Raw genomic sequence first — 18,670 nt, forward strand, 5'->3', positions numbered from 1 at the left:
ACAGGGACGAAACCATGCAGATCGGAATGATGGGACTAGGCCGGATGGGCGCCAACATGGTCCGGCGCCTGATGCGCGACGGCCACGAATGCGTCGTCTACGACATCAACCCGGCCAGCGTCGCCGCCCTGGTGACCGACGGCGCGTCAGGGGCGGCCTCGATGGAAGAATTCGTCGGCAAGCTGGCCAAGCCGCGCTGCGTGTGGCTGATGCTGCCGGCGGCGATCACCGGCAGGATCATCGACCAGGTGGCGGCCCTGATGGAGCCCGGCGACATCGTTATCGACGGCGGCAATTCCTACTACCACGACGCCGTTGACCAGGCCGCGAAACTGGCCGGCAACGGGATCCATCTTGTCGATGTCGGCACCAGTGGCGGCGTCTGGGGCCTGGAGCGTGGCTACTGCCTGATGATCGGCGGCCCCGACGTGGCGGTGCAGCACCTCGATTCGATCTTCGCCACGCTGGCACCGGGCGCCGATGCCGGCTCCAATCCGCCCAGCGATGCCGGCACCGCGCCCTTTGGCTATCTGCATTGCGGACCGAGCGGTGCCGGCCACTTCGTCAAGATGGTGCACAACGGCATCGAGTATGGCGTCATGGCCGCCTATGCCGAAGGCATGAACATCCTGAAGTCGGCCAATGCCGGCAAGCGGCAACGGACAGCGGACGCCGAGACCAGTCCGCTGGAAAACCCGCAATATTACCAGTTCGACATCGACCTTCCCCAGGTGGCCGAGGTCTGGCGGCATGGCAGCGTTATCGGCTCCTGGCTGCTCGACTTGACGGCCGGCGCCTTGAAAAGCGATCCGGGCCTGGTGAATTTCGGCGGCCGCGTCTCGGATTCCGGCGAAGGCCGCTGGACGCTGAAGGCGGCGATCGACACCGGCGTGCCGGCTCCGGTGCTGTCCTCGGCGCTGTTCGACCGCTTCTCCTCGCAGGGCGAATCCGAATTCGCCGACAAGCTGCTCTCCGCCATGCGCTATGCCTTTGGCGGCCATGTCGAGAAGCCGAAGGCCGGCAAGTGACGACACGGGGGGAGACACGCGCATGAGCCAGGAACGGTCCGACACGCTGGTGCTCTTCGGGGCAACCGGCGATCTCGCCCACAAGAAGATATTTCCAGCCCTTTACCAGATGGTCGCCAAGGGCACGCTCACCGAACCGGTGATCGGCGTCGCCTTCGATGCCTGGGACCTCAAGCAATTGCAGGCGCGCGCGCGTGACGGCATCGTCAATGCGCTCGGCAAGATCGACGAAAAGGCGTTCGCCAAATTCGCCTCGCTGCTGCGCTACGTCAGCGGCGACTACCGTGACGGAGCGACGTTCGAGAAACTGAAGAGCGCGCTCGGCACCGCACAGCGGCCGCTGCATTACATGGCGGTGCCGCCGACCATGTTCGAGACCGTCGTCCAGGGGCTGGAGCAATCAGGCACGGCGCATGGCGCGCGGCTGATGGTGGAAAAGCCCTTCGGTCACGATCTGCAATCGGCGCGCTGGCTGAACCGGGTCCTGCATCTGGTGTTCGACGAACAGTCGATCTTCCGCATCGACCATTATCTGGGCAAGGAAGCGATCCAGAACCTGCTCTATTTCCGCTTCGCCAATTCGCTGCTCGAGCCGATCTGGAACCGCAACTACGTCGAAAGCGTGCAGATCACCATGGCCGAGGATTTCGGCGTCGAGGGACGTGGCCGCTTCTATGACGATGTCGGCTGCATCAGGGACGTCATCGAGAACCATCTGCTCAACATCCTTTTGCTGCTTGCCATGGAGCCGCCTGTCGGCCGTTCCGCCGACGACCTGATCGATGAGAAGGTGCAGGTGCTGCGCGCGATCAGGACGCTGACAAAAGACGATGTCGTGCGTGGCCAGTTCACCGGCTATCTCGCCGAACCGGGCGTGGCGCCGAACTCGCCCGTCGAGACCTTCGCGGCGGTGCGTTTCTTCGTCGACACCTGGCGCTGGCAGGACGTGCCGTTCTTCATCCGCGCCGGCAAGAACATGCCGGTGCATGTCACCGAAGTGGTGGTGCGGCTGAAGCGGCCGCCGCTCGATGTCTTCGATCCGATCAAGCCCGCCGACCAGAACTACGTCCGCTTCCGTATCGACCCACAGGTGGTGATCGCCATCGGAGCACAGCGCAAGGCGCCGGGCGACGACATGATCGGCGAGCAGGTCGAACTGACGGCGCTCGACGATTCAAAGGGCGACATGCCGCCCTATGAGCGTTTGATCGGCGACGCCATGAACGGCAACGGCCAGCTCTTCACCCGCCAGGACGCCAGCGAACTGGCCTGGCGCATCGTCGGCCCGGTGCTTGGCGACACCACGCCGCCGCATCTCTACGAGCCGCTCACATGGGGACCGGCGGACGTCATGGCCGGGTTCGGGCCGCCCAATGGCTGGATCGATCCGGTGAAGTGAGAGGACCACACGATGGCCAAGGCGGTGAAGCAACCTGCATCGGGCACCGGGAAGCCGGACACTGAAAAAATCGTGCTCACGATCGACATCGGCGGCTCGCACGTCAAGATCCTCACCAGCGCCGGCGGCGAGGAGCGCCGCGCCGATTCGGGGCCGGGCCTGACGCCGCAGCAGATGATCGACGTGGTCAACAAGCTCGCCGAAGGCCTGTCCTACGACGTCGTCTCGATGGGCTATCCCGGCCCGGTCAATCACAACAGGCCGCTCGCCGACCCCGCCAATCTCGGCAAGGGCTGGGCTGGATTCGACTTTGCGGGCGCGTTCGGCAAACCGGTGAAAGTGGTCAATGATGCGCTGATGCAGGCCATCGGCAGCTACGAGGGCGGGCGCATGCTGTTCCTCGGGCTCGGCACCGGTCTCGGTGCGGCGATGATCGCCGACAACGTCGCCCAACCGATGGAACTCGCGCATCTGCCCTACAAGAAGGGCAGGAGTTTCGAGGATTATGTCGGCGAACGCGGCCTGGAAAAGCGCGGCAAGAAGAAATGGCGCAAATACGTCTTCGACGTTGTCGACCGGCTCCGTGCCGCCATGCAGCCGGACTATGTCGTGATTGGCGGCGGCAACGTCGACAAGCTCGATGAATTGCCCGCCGACTCCAGGCGCGGCGACAACACACGCGCCTTCGAAGGCGGGTTTCGTTTGTGGCGCGACAAAGCGCTGATAGTCTGATACTGTTATTGTTTAATATAGTTGTTCAAAATAACGTGTGACCTGACATCAAGTCGTTGCAATACGCAGATTTGCCGACTAGGAATTCCGCGCTACACCAACGCCATTCGTCCGTGGACGCACGAAGGACGCCATAGCATTTTGATTTCGCGCATGATCCTTTCCGGAAGTCGAATCCGATTTTCAGGTCATTCGCTGTAGACGGAGAAATAGAGTGACCGACGATAGCAACAGTGCCCGTAAAGACATCGATCTGCTCGAGCTGACCGCTCACATCGTGTCCGCTTACGTCGAGAAGAACCGCTTGCCCGCCTCCGGCCTGGCCGACCTCATCGCCAGCGTCAGCGCCTCGATAAACGCGCTCGGCAAGCCTGCGGTCCCGGTGGCTGCCCCCCTGGTCCCGGCGGTCAACCCCAAGAAGTCGGTGACACCCGATTTCATCATCTGCCTCGAAGACGGCAAGAAGTTCAAATCGCTGAAGCGTCACCTGGGCGTGCATTTCGGCCTGACACCGGACGCCTATCGCGCCAAATGGGGCTTGCCGTCGGACTATCCGATGGTCGCTCCCAACTACGCGGCCTCGCGTTCGCTGCTGGCGAAATCCATCGGCCTCGGCCGCAAGGCTGCCCCCGTGAAGGCACCCGCCAAGGGCAGGAAGGCCAAGGCCTCGGCCTGAATATTCAGTCCTGAGCCAACAGTTAGGACGACTGGAACAGAAGCCTGCCGGCGAATTCGCCTTGGCAGGCTTCATGTTTTTATGGCTTGGATGGACCGGACAAGGTCTTTGGGGGAAGCCATGAACTACACCAGGATGGTGATCGAGAAAGAAGCGCCGGAAGAATACGGCTACGACCGTATCCGCTACAATCTTTCGGAAAGTTCGATCGCCGACCAGAAGCTCTCCGACATCGGCCTGTCGCTGCCTGATCTCACGCTTTTCTATGGCGAGCATCGCGGCGACAAGCAGTTGCGTGCACTGATCTCGGCGCAGGATGCCGGCATTTCGCCGGATGATGTCCTGGTCACTGCCGGTGCCGCGGGCGCGCTGTTCATCATCTCGACCTCGCTCTTGTCGGCCAACGACCATCTCGTCGTCATCAGGCCCAACTACGCCACCAACATCGAAACCCCAAGGGCGATCGGCTGCGCCATCAGCTTTGTCGACCTGGCCTTCGAGGAAGGCTTCGCCATCGATGTCGAACGCGTCAAGGCGGCGCTGCGGCCGGACACGAAGCTGATCAGCGTCACCTGCCCGCACAACCCGACCGGCACGATGATGAGCCGAGCCGAACTCGATGCGCTGGTGGCGCTTGCCGAGGCTCGCGGCTGCCGTCTGCTGGTCGACGAGACCTATCGCGACCTTTCCTACGGCCGGCGGCTGCCGACGGCTGCCTCACTCAGCCCGAAGGCGATCAGCGTCTCGTCATTGTCCAAGGCCTTCGGCATTCCCGGCATCCGCATCGGCTGGCTGATCACCCGGGACGCTGAGCTTCAGGAGAAATTCCTCGCCGCCAAGGAGCAGATCGGCATTTGCGGCAGCGTCATCGACGAAGGCATTGCCCGCGGCATGCTCGAGCGCCGGGACGTCTTCCTGGCGACATTGCTGCCTGAAATGGCGAAGCGCCGTGACATCGTCCAGGCCTGGATCGATCGCGAACCGCTGGTCGACTGGATCAGGCCCGAAGGCGGCGTCGTAGGCTTCCCGCGCCTCAATGTCGAAACCGGCTTCGACCTCGACCGGTTCTATGTGAACCTGCTGGAAAACCATGGCACCTATGTCGGACCCGGCCACTGGTTCGAGATGGAAAAACGCTTCTTCCGCGTCGGCTTCGGCTGGCCGACGGAAGCCGAATTGCGTGGCGGCCTCGACGCCATTTCCGTCGCGCTGCGGCAGTAAGTTTCCCGTGCCAGCGACCGGTTGATGCTACTGCGTCACAGCGACCGTTCATAGTGGCCAGCGTCTGCGCCGCCCCTCACCTGCCTGCCGGCATCCTCTCCCCGTATAGTGACGGGGAGAGGGGTGCTGTCATCGGCGATTTCGCCAATCTCCAGCGTTGCGGGAAGAATGCCGGCGTCGCGGCCAGCCCCGCTCTCCCCGTCACTATACGGGGAGAGATGTCCGGCAGGACAGTGAGGGGCAGCGCCAACGTCAACGATTGCCGCGTTCGGCCAGAAACTCATGACGCAGTAGCGCTAATGCATCTCGCTCAAAAGTCGCGACGCGCTTTAGGCTGAAAATTCCTTGATCCAGCACTGATTTTGACGCATATCCGCTGCGAACTGAGCTAAAAGTTCCGCCAGCCGGACCAGCGCCCATCGTGGAAGTGCCCCGCCAGCTGATGCCATTCGAACGGGGCCTCTTAAATCATGACAGCAGAACAGATATCGCCGGACCAGCGCTATGCCGCGTTCCGCCATCGGTCCTTCCTGAGCTATTGGGCGGCGCGTTTCCTCACCACATTCGCCACCATGATCGTGTCCGTCGCGGTCGGCTGGCAGATGTACGATTTGACCCGCGACCCGCTCGATCTCGGCCTTGTCGGCATCGTCCAGTTCCTGCCGTCGCTGCTTCTGGTGCTGGTCACCGGCGTCGTCGCTGATCGCTTCGGCCGCCGCCTGATCATGGCGCTGGCGGTCGTGGTGGAGGCGATGTGCGCGCTGGCGCTGCTGTTCCTGACGCTGCGCGGTATCAGCGGGCCGCTGCCGATCTTCTGCGTGCTTGCCATGTTCGGCGTCGCCCGCGCCTTTTTCGGTCCGGCCTCCGCCTCGCTGTTCGCCAATCTGGTGCCGCCTCAGGATTTCGCCAACGCCATCGCCTGGAATTCATCGGCCTGGCAGACGGCGACCATCGTCGGCCCGGTCGCCGGCGGCCTGCTCTACGGCGTGTCGCCGGAAGCGGCCTACGGAACCGCCGCCGTCCTGATGCTCGTGTCCGGGCTGCTGATCTTCACCATTCCGAAGCCGTCGCAGCGGACCGAGTCGGAAAAGCCGACGATGCAGCACCTGCTCGGCGGGTTCAGCTACATCTGGAGCGAGAAGATCGTGCTCGGCGCCATCTCGCTCGATCTGTTCGCCGTGCTCCTGTCCGGCGCCTCGGCGCTGCTGCCGGTCTATGCGCGCGACATCCTCCAGCTCGGCCCCTGGGGCCTCGGCCTGCTGCGCTCGGCGCCCAGCATCGGCGCCATTTGCGTCGCCATCTGGCTGGCCGGGCATCCGCTTCGCAACCACGCGGGCATGATCATGCTGGTCGCCGCCGCCTCGTTCGGCGCCTTCACCGTGCTGTTCGGCCTTTCCACCATCACCTGGCTGTCGATCGTGGCGCTGGTCTTCCTTGGCGCCACCGATATGTTCAGCGTCTACATCAGGGAAACGCTAATTCAGCTGTGGACGCCCGACCATGTGCGCGGCCGCGTCAACGCCGTCAACCAGGTCTTTGTCGGCGCCTCCAACGAGGTCGGCGAATTCCGCGCCGGCACGATGGCCGCGCTGATCGGCACGGTGCCGGCCGTGGTGATCGGCGGCATCGGCGCCATCGCCGTAGCGGGCCTGTGGATGGTGCTGTTCCCGCAACTGCGCAAGGTGCGCCATCTCGACGGACGCAACTGATCTTCCTCCAGTTGACAAGCCAAAATGCCCCGCCCCCGTGCCACAGGAGCTCTCATGATCACTTGCTACCTGAAATATGTCATCGACCCCTACAAGCTTGCCGAGTTCGAAGATTATGGCCGTCGCTGGATAGCTCTGGTCAACCGCCTCGGCGGAAACCATCACGGCTATTTCCTTCCGAGCGAGGGGGCGAGCAATATCGCTTTTGCCATGTTCAGCTTCCCGAGCCTCGCCGACTACGAGGTCTATCGCAAGCGTATGGCTGCCGACCCGGAATGCCAGGAAGTGTTTGAAATGGAAAAACGCAATCGCAGCATTCTCAGCTACGAGCGCAGCTTCCTGCGGCCGGTGCTCGAACCTTAAAGCGCGTCGCGTCGAAACAGATTCACGCGCCGCGCTTTAGGTCTTGTTTTATGCATGTCGTTTTCCCAAAACCGAGGTCGCTTTTGGGCGACATGCATTAGCTATCTGCTCGGCTTGCCGAAAATCATCCGCAGGAACTCGTCCAGCCAGCGCTTGAGATGCATGTCCCAGATCAGCCGGCCGCCGAGATGATCGCGGCCGGGCTGGGCACCGGGCAATTCGAAGCGATGCGCGCCGCGCACCACCCAGCGCTGCATCATCACCCTGGTCAGTTCGCCATGGAACTGGATGCCCCAGGCATTGTCGCCGTAGCGGAAGGCCTGGTTGGGATAGGTCTCGGCTGTCGCCAGCAGCGTCGCGTCCCTGGGCAGCGAAAAACCCTCGCGGTGGAACTGGTAGACCATCTCCGGCCAGTGCATCAGTTGCTTGCCGGCTTCGGTCGCCTTCAGCGGATACCAGCCGACCTCGACCAGCCCTTCGCCGTGTCCTTCGACCTTGCCGCCGAGACAGTTGACCAGCATCTGTGCGCCGAGACAGATGCCGAGACATGGCCGGTTCTCCCTCAGCGGTATTTCCAGCCAGTTGGTCTCGCGGCGAACGAACTCGTCCTCGTCATTGGCGCTCATCGGGCCGCCGAACACCACCGTGCCGGCGTGGCCGTCCAGTGTTTCGGGCAAGGCGTCGCCAAGCGGCGGCCGGCGGATATCGAGGTCGAACCCTTCTTCCAGCAACATGTGGCCGACACGCCCTGGGCTCGAACTCTCCTGATGCAGCACGATCAGTATCTTTGGCTTCGAACTCGTTTGGCGCGGCATGGGAAGGCGAAGATCCTATTCGTCGCTCGATGTTCCGGTGGCGCCGGGCGCGTGCGCCGCTGCCTTGCGGCGCGCCTCGACGCGATCATGGCGTTCGACGCCGATCAGCTCGGCGACGCGCCAGACGGTGTTGTCCTCGAGCTCGTGCAACTCGCCGTCGGCATAGACGATTTCCCACATCAGGCCGATGAAGGCCTTGCGCGCATCGGCATCGAGATGGCGCTTCAGGACACTGGTGAAGGCATAGAGATCGATCGCCTCATTGTCGGCCCGCTCGCCGGCGGCGGCAAGCGCCTCAAGTTCCGTGCCGCTGATCGAATAGCTCTCCGCCAGCACCGCCTTGAACCGTTCCCACTCGACATCCTGGCGCACGCCATCGGCATTCATCACATGGTAGAGCAGCGCCGAGGCGGCGATGCGCGGATCGTCCGTGCTGGCACGAGTGCCAGCGCCGGCCGGCAAATCCCTGAGAAACGACAGAACGCGTTCAAACATAGATCCATACCCCAACGGCCTGACGGCCTGCCCAACTCAAAACAGCCGAAACCGGCGCGGCGATTTCTCCGCTTCCTCGTCCGGATCGACGCCGGGATCGTCCGGCAACCGCGCAAGCTCCTCGGCCGGATCGACGCCCTCGGCATCGCTCGGCACCGCGGCGAAGGCCGCTGCCGTGATCGGCCTGACATGATCTTCTTCGCGACTTTCAGCTTGCTTGCCCGCCGACGTCTCGCCACCGGCGTCATCGATCACCTCGATCGGCCCTTTTTCGCTCGTCGGCTTCGCCAATGCTTCGATGACCGGCGCCGCACCGGCTGGCATGTCGTCATGGCTGTCGATCAACTGGCCGAGACGCTCCATCGGCGCACGCCACTCGAAGGCGTCGAGCCGGCCGGTGATCGGCGACACCGGCGCCCAGCGTTCCGATACCACGCCGTCTGCGACCCAGGCCGGATCGCGCGGCGCCCGCACCGCCCTGGACAGCAGCTGCCGCACCTTGCCCTGATCGCCGGTCTCGGCCTCCTCGATGTCGGCGAGCAGCAGATAGGCGCCCTCGCGGCGGTCCATCCGGATCGCCGCCTCGGCCTCGCGGCGGGCGGTCGAGAAGTCCTGTGCGTCGAGCGCGGCGCGCGCCACCGTCATCGACGATTCGGCGTGGTTTTTCTTCATTTCCTGCAGCTTCTTCGCCCGGTTGAGGCGGTCGAGCACGGCGTCGCCCGGCCTTGCATGGGTATAGAGCTCGGCGATTTCCGGATGCGGCTCGGCCTTCCAGGCCGCCTCGAGTATCTTCGAGCCCTTGCGCACATCGTTCTGCTTGAACAATGCGGCCGCGGCGGCAACGGCGGCGGGCGCGAAGTCCGGCCGCAGCTTGTTGGCCTCGATCGCCGCAGTCCTGGCGGCGGCGGGATCGCTGTCGGCAAGCGCCTGCGCCTTGGCGGTCAACAGCACGGCGCGGCGGCGGTTGGCGGCATCGCGTTCGATCTGCCGTGTCGATTTCTGCGCGTCGACCAGTTTCAGGGCGCCGTCCCAGTCGCCGCGCGCGGTCAGCTCTTCCAGCGTCGATTCCGCTGCCCAGGCCAGCTGCGGCGCCATCACCACGGCACGGCCGGCATAATGCCTGGCGGCGTTGCGGTCGCCGAGCCGTTCGGCTTCCAGATAAAGCCCGCGCAAGCCCAGCAGCCGCATTTCGGGATCGTCGAGCATGCTCTCGAATTTCTGTCGCGCGCCTTCATGATCGCCTTCGAGCAGCGACGCCTGCGCTTCCAGCAGGTGGATCAGCGGCTCCTGGTCGGAACGGATCAGCTTGGCGGCTTCCTTGGTCTTCTTGCGGGCCAGCGCGCCATCACCGGCGCCGGCGGCAATCATGCCGGTCGACAACGCCTGATAGCCACGATCGCGGCGGCGGACACGGAAATAGCGCGAGATGGTGTAGGGGCTGTTCCACAGCGACTTGAGCAGCCACCACAGGATCATCACCGCGGCGACCACGGCAACGACGGCCACCGCCGCCACCATCAGGCTGACCTGGTATTGATAGCCGTTGAAAGTGACGACCATGTCGCCCGGCCGGTCGGCCAGCCAGGCAAAGCCCAGCCCGAGCGCGAAAACGACGATGAGGAAGGCGAGCAGGCGGATCATTGTGTTGCCCTCATGCCTTCATCGCGCCCGAGATCAGCGCATCGACCTGGGTTTCGACCTCGATGCGTGCCTTCAGCTTGCCGGCAAAGTCCGCGCCAGCGGCCTTGGCGGCCTCGGGCAGCGTTTCATACTCGCTGAGTGCCTTCGCGTAGTCGCCCTGGTTGACCGCCACCTCCATGCGCGCGACGGTTTCCGGTGCGCCGGCGCCTTCGACGGCGCCGATCGGCCTGACCTTGACCAGCGATTCGGCGCTCGACATCAGATTCTGCAGGAAGCCGGCATTCTCATCGACGGGCGTCGCGGCAGTGACCATGGCATTGGCGGCGGCATCAGCCTGCGATGCGATCTCGGCGCGGGTCGGGACGCCCTTTTCAGCATAGGGGCGCAGTGCCGCAAGCTGCGGCGCATCGGGCGAAATTGCCGCGAGGGTTTCGAGTTCGGCCGAAAACGGCCCGCCACGCTCGAGCGCCGCCTTCAAGGCCGACGCCGCGATGGCAAGCGCGACCTTCGGCTGCCCCGCCGCCGCCTCGACCTTGCCGGACAGCTGCGACACAGACTGCTCCAGCGCTGTCAGCCGGCCCTCCTGCGCCGTCGTAGCCTCGCCGGCCGACTTCACCAGCGCGTCGAGGCCAGCCAGTTTCTCGTTGAGCGGACCGAGATCGACCGGCGCCGAGCTGCCGGCCTTGCCGAGGGCGGCGACCGCCGTCTCGATCTGCCCGACCTTGTCGCCCAGTGCGGCGACCCCGGCTGCGTCGCCTGCTCCACCTTTCTCGACAGCCGATTTCAGCGCCGCCACATCGGCCTTGACCTGTTCAAGGCCCGAGGACAGGCCGACCATCTTGGCCGCTCCATCACCGTTGACGCCGGCGTCCTTCAAACCGGCGATTTCGGTCTTCAGCGAGGCGATGTCGCCGTTGACGCTATCGAGCGAGACGCCGGCACCGGAACCCGGCGCGCCAAGCAGGCCGGCAAATTGCAGCCCGCCGGCGCCGACCAGCGCGATGACGCCGCCGATGATGCCGGCGGCGATGCCGTTGAGGCCGCCGCGCTTTTCAGGGGCTGGCGCCATTTTCTCGTCCCGTGTCTCGGTTTTTGCCTTGCTGCCGTCGGTCTGCGTGCGCTTCGCCGATGCGTCCTCGAAACTATAATCGTAAGCTTTGGTCTTGCCGGCCGGCGCATCGGACGATCCGGGCTCGTCGGATGATCCGGGACCGTGGGACGATCCGGGATAGGGGATCTCGGCCTCGCTAGCGGGCTTTGTCGCCGCTGCCGGCGGCTGCTCCGGCTCGGCCTTGGCCTCGGTATGCTCCCAGGGCTCGAGATCGGTCTGGTCGGCGTGAACCGGCTCTTCGGGAACCTCGGGCTGCGAAGCGTTCGCTGCTTCCTCGGCCTTCGCCTCGTCTGTCCGGGCCTCCTGCGTGGCGGCGTCCTCGTCGGCGATGCGTGAGACGGCGCCCGGCTCGAGATCGATGGTCACCGGCTCGCGGCGGCTTTTCGAGTGTCGCATCTTCGGCGTCTTGACCATGCCTGGGCTCCGCACAATTCGCTTCGTCTCAACGCCTGGCGGCGCATGATGGTTCAGAAAGGGTCTAGCACATCACCAAGCGGTGAAAAGGGGCGGTGTGATGACGCGGCTCAGCGCGGCGCCTGCAAAAGCGCCAGCAGCACATCCTCGTCGGGCTGCGCGGCAATGCGGATCCTTTCGCTGGCGACACCGTCGAAGGCTGCCGCGATGCGAGTGGAAAGCGCAAAAACCCATGTTTTTTCGAAGAGACCGCGCAGAGCGGGCCGTCTTGCCAAGGTCTGCATCGCCGCCGCCGCCTTGGCTGAATAGAGCAACACCGCGTCGGCAGGTTGCCCCGACAGGCGTTCGAGGATGACTTCGTCCGAATACCCCATTGTCAGCGTGTCATAAGTCTCGACGGCGTGGACCCGAACGCCCGCCGTCCCGAGCCTCTGTTCGAACGCCGGAAAACGCACGCGTCCGCAGAGGTAGACAATCGTCTTTCCAGAAAAATCGACGGCGAGACTGTCGGCCAGCGCCTCCGCATCGCCCGGGCCTTCACTGACCGACAAAAACCCCGCTCGACGCGCCGCTTGCGCCGTCCTTTTGCCGACCGCATGACAAGGCAAGGCGGCGAGCGTCGCGATGATTTCTTCCGGCGCATGACGCATGGCATTGGCGCTGGTGACGGCCACCGCGACGGCATTGTCCGGGATCAGTCCGGCGGCGACGGGCAACGCCTTTGTTTCGGTCAGGGGCAAAAGAATCGGCTGAAAACCTGCCTCCTCAAGCCGATGCGCTGTGCGCGAAGCACCCGGTTCCGGCCTCGTCACCAGGACGCGAAGCATTTCAGAGCCAGCCGTCGAAGAACTTTTCGCCGGCCTTGGCGCGCACGCTCCGGGCCGCTTCACCGCCGATGCGGGCGGCGTCTTGCGCCGGCCCCTGCAGCTCGACCGTGTGCGACTGCATGCCGTCGGGCGAGATGATCAGCCCGGCAAAAGACAGTTTTCCGGCCTCGATCGCCGCATAGCCGGCGATCGGTGTGCGGCAGGAGCCATCGAGCGCCGCCAGGAAGGCACGCTCGCAGGCCAGCGCCTGGCCGGTCGGCACATCATGGACGGCTGCCAGCATTTTTTCGACATCGCGGTCGCCGATACGAGTTTCGATGCCGATCGCACCTTGCCCCGGCGCCGGCGGGAAGACATCGAGCGGTATCAGATCGGTGACGACATGCTCGAGCCCAAGCCGCTTCAGCCCGGCATAGGCCAGGATCGTGCCGGCGGCGACGCCTTCTTCGAGCTTGCGCAGCCGCGTCTGCACATTGCCGCGGAACATCACCACGTCGAGATCCGGCCGCATCCGGCGGATCAGCGCTTGCCGCCGCAGCGACGACGACCCCACTTTCGCCCCGCGCGGCAGTTCGGCGATCGTCTTCGCCGCCTTGCCGACAAAGGCGTCGCGTGCATCCTCGCGCGGCAGGAAGGCCGAGAGTTCGAGACCGTCGGGCAGTTGCGTCGGCATGTCCTTCGACGAATGCACGGCGATGTCGATCCGGCCCGCCAGCAGCGCCTCCTCGATCTCCTTGGTGAACAGGCCCTTGCCGCCGGCTTCCGACAGCGGCCGGTCCTGGATGCGGTCGCCGCTGGTCGAGATGACGACCACCTCGAACGCCTCCGCCGGCATGCCATGCGCGGCCATCAGCCGCGCCTGCGCTTGATGCGCCTGTGCCAGCGCCAGCGGGCTGCCGCGTGTTCCGATTCTCAAGATTGTTTGCATGGCGCGCAGTCCGTGATAACCCCCGGCAAGCGAGGCTTTTCCGGGGTTCTCCTAACGGGGAAAGGCCCATGATACAATCTTTAGGGACAGCGACGAATTGATCCGCGTGCTGGGCATAGAGACGAGTTGTGACGAGACCGCCGCCAGCGTGGTGGCCATCGACAGCGACGCCGCGCCAAAAATCCTGTCCAACATCGTGCTCAGCCAGATCGAGGAGCATGCCGCTTTCGGCGGCGTCGTGCCGGAAATCGCCGCGCGCGCCCATGTCGAGGCGCTGGACGGCATCATCGAAGCGGCGCTTGCCGATTCGGGCACAGCACTCGCCGATATCGACGCGATTGCCGCCACCGCCGGTCCCGGCCTGGTCGGCGGGCTGATCGTCGGGCTGATGACGGCCAAGGCGATTGCCGCTGCGGCGAACAAGCCGCTGATCGCCATCAACCACCTCGAAGGCCATGCCCTGACCGCAAGGCTGACCGACGGGCTCGACTTTCCCTATCTCTTGCTGCTGGTCTCCGGCGGCCATACGCAAATCGTCGCCGTGCGCGGCGTCGGCGATTACCAGCGCTGGGCAACGACCATCGACGACGCGCTCGGCGAAGCCTTCGACAAGACGGCCAAGATGCTCGGCCTGCCCTATCCCGGCGGACCGAATGTCGAGAAAGCGGCACAGGCCGGCAATGCCTCGCGCTTTGCCTTTCCGCGCCCGATGAAGGGCTCGGCGCAGCCCGACTTCTCCTTCTCCGGCCTCAAGACCGCCGTGCGCCAGGCGGCGAGCGCCATTGCGCCGCTGAGCGATCAGGACGTCGCCGACATCTGCGCTTCGTTCCAGGCGGCGGTGGCCGATGCGCTGGCCGACCGCGTCTCCCGCGCGCTGACGCGCTTTCGCGAGACATTTCCCGGCACGAAAAACCCGGCCCTCGTCGTTGCCGGTGGTGTCGCCGCCAACCGCACGATCAAGATCATGCTGGAGCGGCTCTGTGCCGAGACCGGCTTCACCTTCATTGCACCACCGCTGAAGCTTTGCACCGACAATGCGGCGATGATCGCCTGGGCCGGCATCGAGCGGCTGCGCGCCGGCATGGCGCAGGAGAACGGCTTCGATTTCGTGCCGCGCTCGCGCTGGCCGCTGGATAGCATCTCGGCGCCGATGGTCGGCTCCGGCCGGCGCGGAGCCAAGGCATGAACGAGCGGGCAATGAGCGGCAATGACACCGCGCCAACCGGCTGGCGCGTTGCCGTGCTCGGCGGCGGGGCCTGGGGCACTGCCTTGGCCTTGGCCATGCTGCGCGCCGGGCATTTTGTTCGCCTTTACGCGCGCGACCCGGAGACCGTCGCCGCGATCGACCGTGGCGAAAATCCACGCTATCTGCCGGGCATTACGCTCCAGCCGGGCATCGTGGCGACGAGCAACATCCAGGCCGCGCTCGACGGTGCCGACTGCGTGCTGGCGGTGACGCCGGCCCAGTCGCTGCGGACTACTCTGGCGGCAGCGAAGGACCATATGCCGGCCGGTGTCCCGCTGGTTCTGTGTGCCAAGGGCATCGAAAGCGAGACCGGCGCCTTGCTGTCGGCGATCGTCGAAGAAATCCTGCCGCTAAATCCCGTTGCCGCTCTGTCGGGTCCGAGCTTCGCCACCGACGTCGCCCGCGGCCTGCCGACGGCCGTTGTGGTCGCTGCCCGCGACGAGGCATTGGCCGCCGATCTCGCCGCCCGCTTTTCCGCCGAAAACCTGCGCTGCTATTCGAACGACGACCTGATCGGCGTCGAGATCGGCGGCGCCTTGAAGAACGTCTTTGCCATTGCCGCAGGTGCCGTCACTGGGGCGGGTCTCGGTGCCAGCGCCCAGGCCGCCATGGTAACGCGCGGCTTTGTCGAACTGCGCCGCATCGGCGCTGCCTTCGGCGCCAGGCCCGAAACGCTGATGGGGCTTTCCGGCCTTGGCGACCTGCTGCTGACCTGCTCGTCCACCCAGTCGCGCAATTTCGCCTATGGCCTGACGCTCGGCCAAGGCAAGCCGCTTGCCGGATTGCCGCTCGCCGAAGGCGTGCCGACGGCGGCGATCGCTGCCCGCATCGCCACCGAGCGCAACATCGACGCGCCGATCATTGCCGCCGTCGCCGCCATACTGGACGGTGCCATCACCGTCCGGCAGGCTGTGACGGCGTTGATGACCCGGCCGCTGAAGACCGAAACCAACGATTGATCCCCACGACTTTGAACGATCAGGAGAAAAAGATGCTGTTTGCTGTGATTTGCAAGGACAAGCCCGGAAGCCTGCAGGTGCGCCTCGACACGCGGCCCGAGCATATCGCCTTTCTCGAAGGGTTGAACGGCGACAAGAAGCTGGCCTTCGCCGGTCCGTTTCTTGATGCCGAGGGCAAGCCCAATGGCAGCCTCGTGGTCGTCGAAGCGTCCGACCTGGCTGGCGCCCAGGCTCTTTCGGCGGCCGACCCCTACGCCAAGGCCGGGCTGTTCGAAAGCGTCGAAATCCGCCCGTGGAACTGGACGTTCAACAAGCCGGCGGCTAGTTAATCCCGGTCGCCCGCGCGACGCCTAGGAGGAGAAAGACATGAACTACTGGCTGTTCAAATCCGAGCCATTCAAGTTCTCCTTCGAGATGCTGAAGGCCAAGGGCAAGGCCGGCACGCAATGGGACGGCGTGCGCAACTACGCCGCGCGCAACAACATGAAGGCGATGCAGATCGGCGATCTCGGCTTCTTCTACCATTCCAACGAGGGGCTGAACGTCGTCGGCATCGCTGAAGTCTGCGCGCTTGCCCATCCCGACACCACCTCGGACGATCCGCGCTGGGAATGCGTCGACATCCGCGCCGTAAGGGATGTGCCGAACCCGCCGACGTTGGAACAGGTCAAGGCCAATCCGAAGCTTGCCGACATGGCGCTGGTGCGGCTGGGCCGGCTTTCCGTGCAGCCGGTGACGCCGGCCGAGTGGAAGGAAGTCTGCCGCATGGGCGGCTTGACGCCGGCTCCGTGACGGCGCTGACGCCCAACAGCGCGAGGCAATTCATTCTCGACAACACGGCGCTGATGGCGCCGCCGCACGTGCCGGAAATCCTGCTTCATCTCGCCGACGAAGCGCATGATCTATGGCAGCGGACCGAGGATGAGCTGGTCGAGATCGGCCTGCCGCCGCCTTTCTGGGCCTTTGCCTGGGCCGGCGGCCAGGGCCTTGCCCGTTATGTCCTGGACAATCCCGGCACGGTGCGGGGCAAGCGTGTGCTCGACTTCGCTTCCGGCTCCGGTCTTGTCGCCATCGCCGCCGCCAAGGCAGGTGCCGCCAAGGTGATCGCAGCCGACATCGATCCGTTCTGTGCCACCGCGATCCGGCTCAACAGCGACATCAACGGTGTCGGGACCGAATTCCTCGGCACGGATTGCATCGGCACCGATGCAGGTTGGGACGTGGTCCTGGCCGGTGATGTTTTCTACGACAAATCTTTCGCGGACCGGCTGATGCCATGGTTCGCAACGCTGAAGGCGCGCGGCGCTGAGATCCTCATCGGCGATCCCGGACGGTCGTATCTGCCGAAGACAGGGCTGGAGCCGCTTTCTGTGTATGAAGTGGCCGTCACGCGGGCGCTGGAGGATGCGCTGGTCAAGTGCACGACGGTCTGGCGGTTCGCTTGACGCGATCGCCGAACAGGCGTTCCATCACATACAGATCAGAGGGGGAGCTCATGGATCTTTCAGCAGTGAACTGGCTGGCGGTGGTCGCCGCCGCGATCGTCGCATGGCTGTTCGGCGCCGCCTGGTACATGGGCCTGAGCAAGGCGTGGCTGAAGGCCGCCAAGCTCGATCCGGCGATGATGAAGAAGTCGCCGCTGCCCTTCGTCATCAGCTTCATCGCCGAACTGGTCATGGCCACCATATTGGCCCTGGTCGTCGGCGCGATGACCGGCGGCGAGCCGACATGGATCGCCGGACTTGTCTTCGGCTTCGTGCTCTGGCTGGGTTTCGTCGCCACGACGCTCTCGGTCAACCATCGCTACGAGAATTTCGGCTGGGACCTGACCCTCATCGACGGCGGCCACTGGCTCGGCGTGCTGCTGATCATCGGCGCCGTGATCGGCTGGTTCGGCGCGGCGGCAAGCTGAATCAAAGGCAGTAGGGCAGTAAGGCAGTAGGGGAATAGGGGGCAGACGGCACCGACGCCTATCCCTACTGCCCTACTGCCCTACTGCCCTACTGCCCTACTGCCCTACTGCCCTACTGCCCTACTGCCCTACTGCCCTACTGCCTACTGCCCTTTGTCCGAGGTCCGCGTCTTGGCGACTTCCTCGAGCATCCATTCGCGAAAGGCGACGATGCGTGGATCGTCGGCGGTATTTTCGGGATAGACCAGGAAGTAGGCGAACTCGGGCGCCACCCGCAGGCCGAGTTCGAAAGGCTGCACCAGCCTGCCCTGGGAAAGGTCGTTCGCCACCATGGCGAAATCGGCGAGCGCAACGGCATTGCCGTCGAGCGCTGCCTGGACGGCATCCGTGGAGTTGCCGAACACGACGGTCCGGCTGTCGTCGAAATCAGTGATGCCGGCCGCCGCCATCCACATCCGCCAGTTCGGCCACGTCACGCCTTGCCGCGACCATTCGATATGCGCAAGCGTGTGGTTGAAGAGGTCGCGCGGCTCACGCAGCGGCGGACCGGACGTCAAGAGGCTCGGGCTGCACACCGGAATGAGGATGTTGTCGAACAGCCGGTGGGTGCGAAGACCCGGATATTTGCCGGCGCCGAAACGGATGCCGACATCGATGTCATCGAGTTCGAAATCCCGCACTTCATAGGCAATGTCGAATCGCAATTCGATATCGGGGTGATGCTTGCGAAAATCGTCGACGCGTCGCATCAGCCATTTTGACGCGAACTGCGCGTCGAGCGTCACCTTCAAAAGGGCGGTGCCGCGCGCCAGCTTTTGCGCCCGCGAAACGGCCCGGCCAAGCAGGTCGAGCGCGTCGGCCGAGGCGTCGAACAGCATCGTCCCCGCCTCGGTGAGCCGGATCGTGCGGCTGGTGCGTGTGAACAGCACCAGCCCGAGTTGATCCTCGATTTCCTTGATCTGATGGCTGACGGCGGCCGGCGTCAGGCCGAGCTCGTCGGCGGCGCGGGTGAAATTGAGGTGCCGGGCCGCTGCTTCCAGTGTCCTCAAGGCACGAGTCCCGGGCAGAAGACGAGCCATCCTATCCTCAAATAAAACTTGATGATCCATAGAAAACTACTCGTTTCTCGCAGAGATTTCAATCTGGCATCATCCATCCATCGAAACATCATCAAGCCGGATTTGATATCCGGGG

At 64.6% G+C, this 18,670-nt stretch carries 20 protein-coding genes; 13 read left to right on the plus strand and 7 right to left on the minus strand.

The genetic code is table 11. From position 1 onward, the window contains the following. Positions 1-14: 14 nt before the first annotated feature. The 7 genes from gnd (at position 15) to AC0L3E_RS10110 (ending at position 7,128) form a co-directional block, all read left to right on the plus strand. Complete coding sequence (gnd, locus tag AC0L3E_RS10080) at positions 15-1,028, plus strand: phosphogluconate dehydrogenase (NAD(+)-dependent, decarboxylating) (RefSeq protein WP_127383433.1); 1,014 nt, start codon at positions 15-17, stop codon at positions 1,026-1,028. A 22-nt stretch (positions 1,029-1,050) separates the two neighbouring features. Beyond that, positions 1,051-2,427, plus strand: coding sequence for a glucose-6-phosphate dehydrogenase (gene zwf / locus AC0L3E_RS10085; protein ID WP_127318786.1), 1,377 nt, complete (start codon positions 1,051-1,053; stop codon positions 2,425-2,427). Positions 2,428-2,439: 12 nt separating this feature from the next. Then, positions 2,440-3,159 (plus strand): ROK family protein, encoded by a 720-nt coding sequence (locus AC0L3E_RS10090; protein ID WP_292565870.1) that lies wholly within the window; start codon positions 2,440-2,442, stop codon positions 3,157-3,159. Positions 3,160-3,373: 214 nt separating this feature from the next. Beyond that, entirely contained in the window at positions 3,374-3,835 is a 462-nt protein-coding gene (locus AC0L3E_RS10095) for a Ros/MucR family transcriptional regulator (RefSeq protein WP_127270031.1), read from the plus strand. Positions 3,836-3,955: 120 nt separating this feature from the next. After that, entirely contained in the window at positions 3,956-5,056 is a 1,101-nt protein-coding gene (locus AC0L3E_RS10100; protein WP_473604705.1) for a pyridoxal phosphate-dependent aminotransferase, read from the plus strand. Between the two features lie 470 nt (positions 5,057-5,526). Then, positions 5,527-6,765: an MFS transporter gene (locus AC0L3E_RS10105; protein WP_127268700.1), complete on the plus strand. Its 1,239-nt coding sequence runs from the start codon at positions 5,527-5,529 to the stop codon at positions 6,763-6,765. Positions 6,766-6,819: 54 nt separating this feature from the next. Continuing rightward, positions 6,820-7,128 carry an NIPSNAP family protein gene (locus tag AC0L3E_RS10110; RefSeq protein WP_027037386.1) on the plus strand — a complete coding sequence of 103 codons (309 nt, stop codon included), beginning with the start codon at positions 6,820-6,822 and terminating at the stop codon, positions 7,126-7,128. 101 nt (positions 7,129-7,229) lie between these two features. On the opposite strand, the gene AC0L3E_RS10115 is transcribed toward AC0L3E_RS10110, so the two are convergent. The 6 genes from AC0L3E_RS10115 to hemC form a co-directional block, all read right to left on the minus strand. Then, entirely contained in the window at positions 7,230-7,943 is a 714-nt protein-coding gene (locus AC0L3E_RS10115) for a glutamine amidotransferase (protein ID WP_128289993.1), read from the minus strand. Positions 7,944-7,958: 15 nt separating this feature from the next. Continuing rightward, complete coding sequence (locus AC0L3E_RS10120; protein WP_127268697.1) at positions 7,959-8,438, minus strand: tellurite resistance TerB family protein; 480 nt, start codon at positions 8,436-8,438, stop codon at positions 7,959-7,961. 36 nt (positions 8,439-8,474) lie between these two features. After that, positions 8,475-10,079 carry a heme biosynthesis HemY N-terminal domain-containing protein gene (locus AC0L3E_RS10125; protein WP_473604707.1) on the minus strand — a complete coding sequence of 535 codons (1,605 nt, stop codon included), beginning with the start codon at positions 10,077-10,079 and terminating at the stop codon, positions 8,475-8,477. A 10-nt stretch (positions 10,080-10,089) separates the two neighbouring features. Beyond that, a complete protein-coding gene (locus AC0L3E_RS10130; protein ID WP_473604708.1) occupies positions 10,090-11,604 on the minus strand; it encodes a COG4223 family protein in 1,515 nt (504 codons plus the stop codon). A 110-nt stretch (positions 11,605-11,714) separates the two neighbouring features. After that, entirely contained in the window at positions 11,715-12,431 is a 717-nt protein-coding gene (locus AC0L3E_RS10135; protein ID WP_473604709.1) for a uroporphyrinogen-III synthase, read from the minus strand. 1 nt (position 12,432) lies between these two features. Next, positions 12,433-13,359, minus strand: coding sequence for a hydroxymethylbilane synthase (gene hemC, locus AC0L3E_RS10140; protein ID WP_473604710.1), 927 nt, complete (start codon positions 13,357-13,359; stop codon positions 12,433-12,435). 100 nt (positions 13,360-13,459) lie between these two features. On the opposite strand from hemC, the gene tsaD reads away from it, so the two are divergent. The 6 genes from tsaD to AC0L3E_RS10170 are packed head-to-tail and all read left to right on the plus strand — an operon-like array spanning position 13,460 to position 17,476. After that, positions 13,460-14,545: a tRNA (adenosine(37)-N6)-threonylcarbamoyltransferase complex transferase subunit TsaD gene (gene tsaD / locus AC0L3E_RS10145; protein ID WP_473604760.1), complete on the plus strand. Its 1,086-nt coding sequence runs from the start codon at positions 13,460-13,462 to the stop codon at positions 14,543-14,545. Beyond that, positions 14,542-15,564 (plus strand): NAD(P)H-dependent glycerol-3-phosphate dehydrogenase, encoded by a 1,023-nt coding sequence (locus tag AC0L3E_RS10150; RefSeq protein WP_473604711.1) that lies wholly within the window; start codon positions 14,542-14,544, stop codon positions 15,562-15,564. The genes tsaD and AC0L3E_RS10150 overlap by 4 nt, the downstream gene beginning before the upstream one ends. A 32-nt stretch (positions 15,565-15,596) precedes the next feature. Next, a complete protein-coding gene (locus AC0L3E_RS10155) occupies positions 15,597-15,893 on the plus strand; it encodes a YciI-like protein (RefSeq protein WP_127269714.1) in 297 nt (98 codons plus the stop codon). 37 nt (positions 15,894-15,930) lie between these two features. Then, entirely contained in the window at positions 15,931-16,356 is a 426-nt protein-coding gene (locus tag AC0L3E_RS10160; RefSeq protein WP_023811233.1) for an EVE domain-containing protein, read from the plus strand. After that, entirely contained in the window at positions 16,353-17,009 is a 657-nt protein-coding gene (locus AC0L3E_RS10165; protein ID WP_292566046.1) for a class I SAM-dependent methyltransferase, read from the plus strand. The genes AC0L3E_RS10160 and AC0L3E_RS10165 overlap by 4 nt, the downstream gene beginning before the upstream one ends. A 50-nt stretch (positions 17,010-17,059) precedes the next feature. Next, positions 17,060-17,476, plus strand: a complete 417-nt coding sequence (locus AC0L3E_RS10170; protein WP_473604712.1) for a DUF1761 domain-containing protein — start codon at positions 17,060-17,062, stop codon at positions 17,474-17,476. Between the two features lie 143 nt (positions 17,477-17,619). On the opposite strand, the gene gcvA is transcribed toward AC0L3E_RS10170, so the two are convergent. Continuing rightward, entirely contained in the window at positions 17,620-18,555 is a 936-nt protein-coding gene (gcvA, locus tag AC0L3E_RS10175; RefSeq protein ID WP_473604713.1) for a transcriptional regulator GcvA, read from the minus strand. Positions 18,556-18,670 lie beyond the last annotated feature (115 nt).

The organism is Mesorhizobium sp. WSM4822, from assembly GCF_055811155.1.

Coding starts and splice junctions, on each gene's coding strand:
- AC0L3E_RS10170 (WP_473604712.1), top strand. CDS start 17,060: ATGGATCTTTCAGCAGTGAACTGGCTGGCGGTGGTCGCCGCCGCGATC.
- AC0L3E_RS10155 (WP_127269714.1), top strand. CDS start 15,597: ATGCTGTTTGCTGTGATTTGCAAGGACAAGCCCGGAAGCCTGCAGGTG.
- AC0L3E_RS10120 (WP_127268697.1), bottom strand. CDS start 8,438: ATGTTTGAACGCGTTCTGTCGTTTCTCAGGGATTTGCCGGCCGGCGCT.
- AC0L3E_RS10135 (WP_473604709.1), bottom strand. CDS start 12,431: ATGCTTCGCGTCCTGGTGACGAGGCCGGAACCGGGTGCTTCGCGCACA.
- AC0L3E_RS10125 (WP_473604707.1), bottom strand. CDS start 10,079: ATGATCCGCCTGCTCGCCTTCCTCATCGTCGTTTTCGCGCTCGGGCTG.
- hemC (WP_473604710.1), bottom strand. CDS start 13,359: ATGCAAACAATCTTGAGAATCGGAACACGCGGCAGCCCGCTGGCGCTG.
- AC0L3E_RS10100 (WP_473604705.1), top strand. CDS start 3,956: ATGAACTACACCAGGATGGTGATCGAGAAAGAAGCGCCGGAAGAATAC.
- gcvA (WP_473604713.1), bottom strand. CDS start 18,555: ATGGCTCGTCTTCTGCCCGGGACTCGTGCCTTGAGGACACTGGAAGCA.
- AC0L3E_RS10160 (WP_023811233.1), top strand. CDS start 15,931: ATGAACTACTGGCTGTTCAAATCCGAGCCATTCAAGTTCTCCTTCGAG.
- AC0L3E_RS10115 (WP_128289993.1), bottom strand. CDS start 7,943: ATGCCGCGCCAAACGAGTTCGAAGCCAAAGATACTGATCGTGCTGCAT.
- gnd (WP_127383433.1), top strand. CDS start 15: ATGCAGATCGGAATGATGGGACTAGGCCGGATGGGCGCCAACATGGTC.
- zwf (WP_127318786.1), top strand. CDS start 1,051: ATGAGCCAGGAACGGTCCGACACGCTGGTGCTCTTCGGGGCAACCGGC.
- AC0L3E_RS10110 (WP_027037386.1), top strand. CDS start 6,820: ATGATCACTTGCTACCTGAAATATGTCATCGACCCCTACAAGCTTGCC.
- AC0L3E_RS10130 (WP_473604708.1), bottom strand. CDS start 11,604: ATGGTCAAGACGCCGAAGATGCGACACTCGAAAAGCCGCCGCGAGCCG.
- AC0L3E_RS10090 (WP_292565870.1), top strand. CDS start 2,440: ATGGCCAAGGCGGTGAAGCAACCTGCATCGGGCACCGGGAAGCCGGAC.
- AC0L3E_RS10150 (WP_473604711.1), top strand. CDS start 14,542: ATGAACGAGCGGGCAATGAGCGGCAATGACACCGCGCCAACCGGCTGG.
- AC0L3E_RS10105 (WP_127268700.1), top strand. CDS start 5,527: ATGACAGCAGAACAGATATCGCCGGACCAGCGCTATGCCGCGTTCCGC.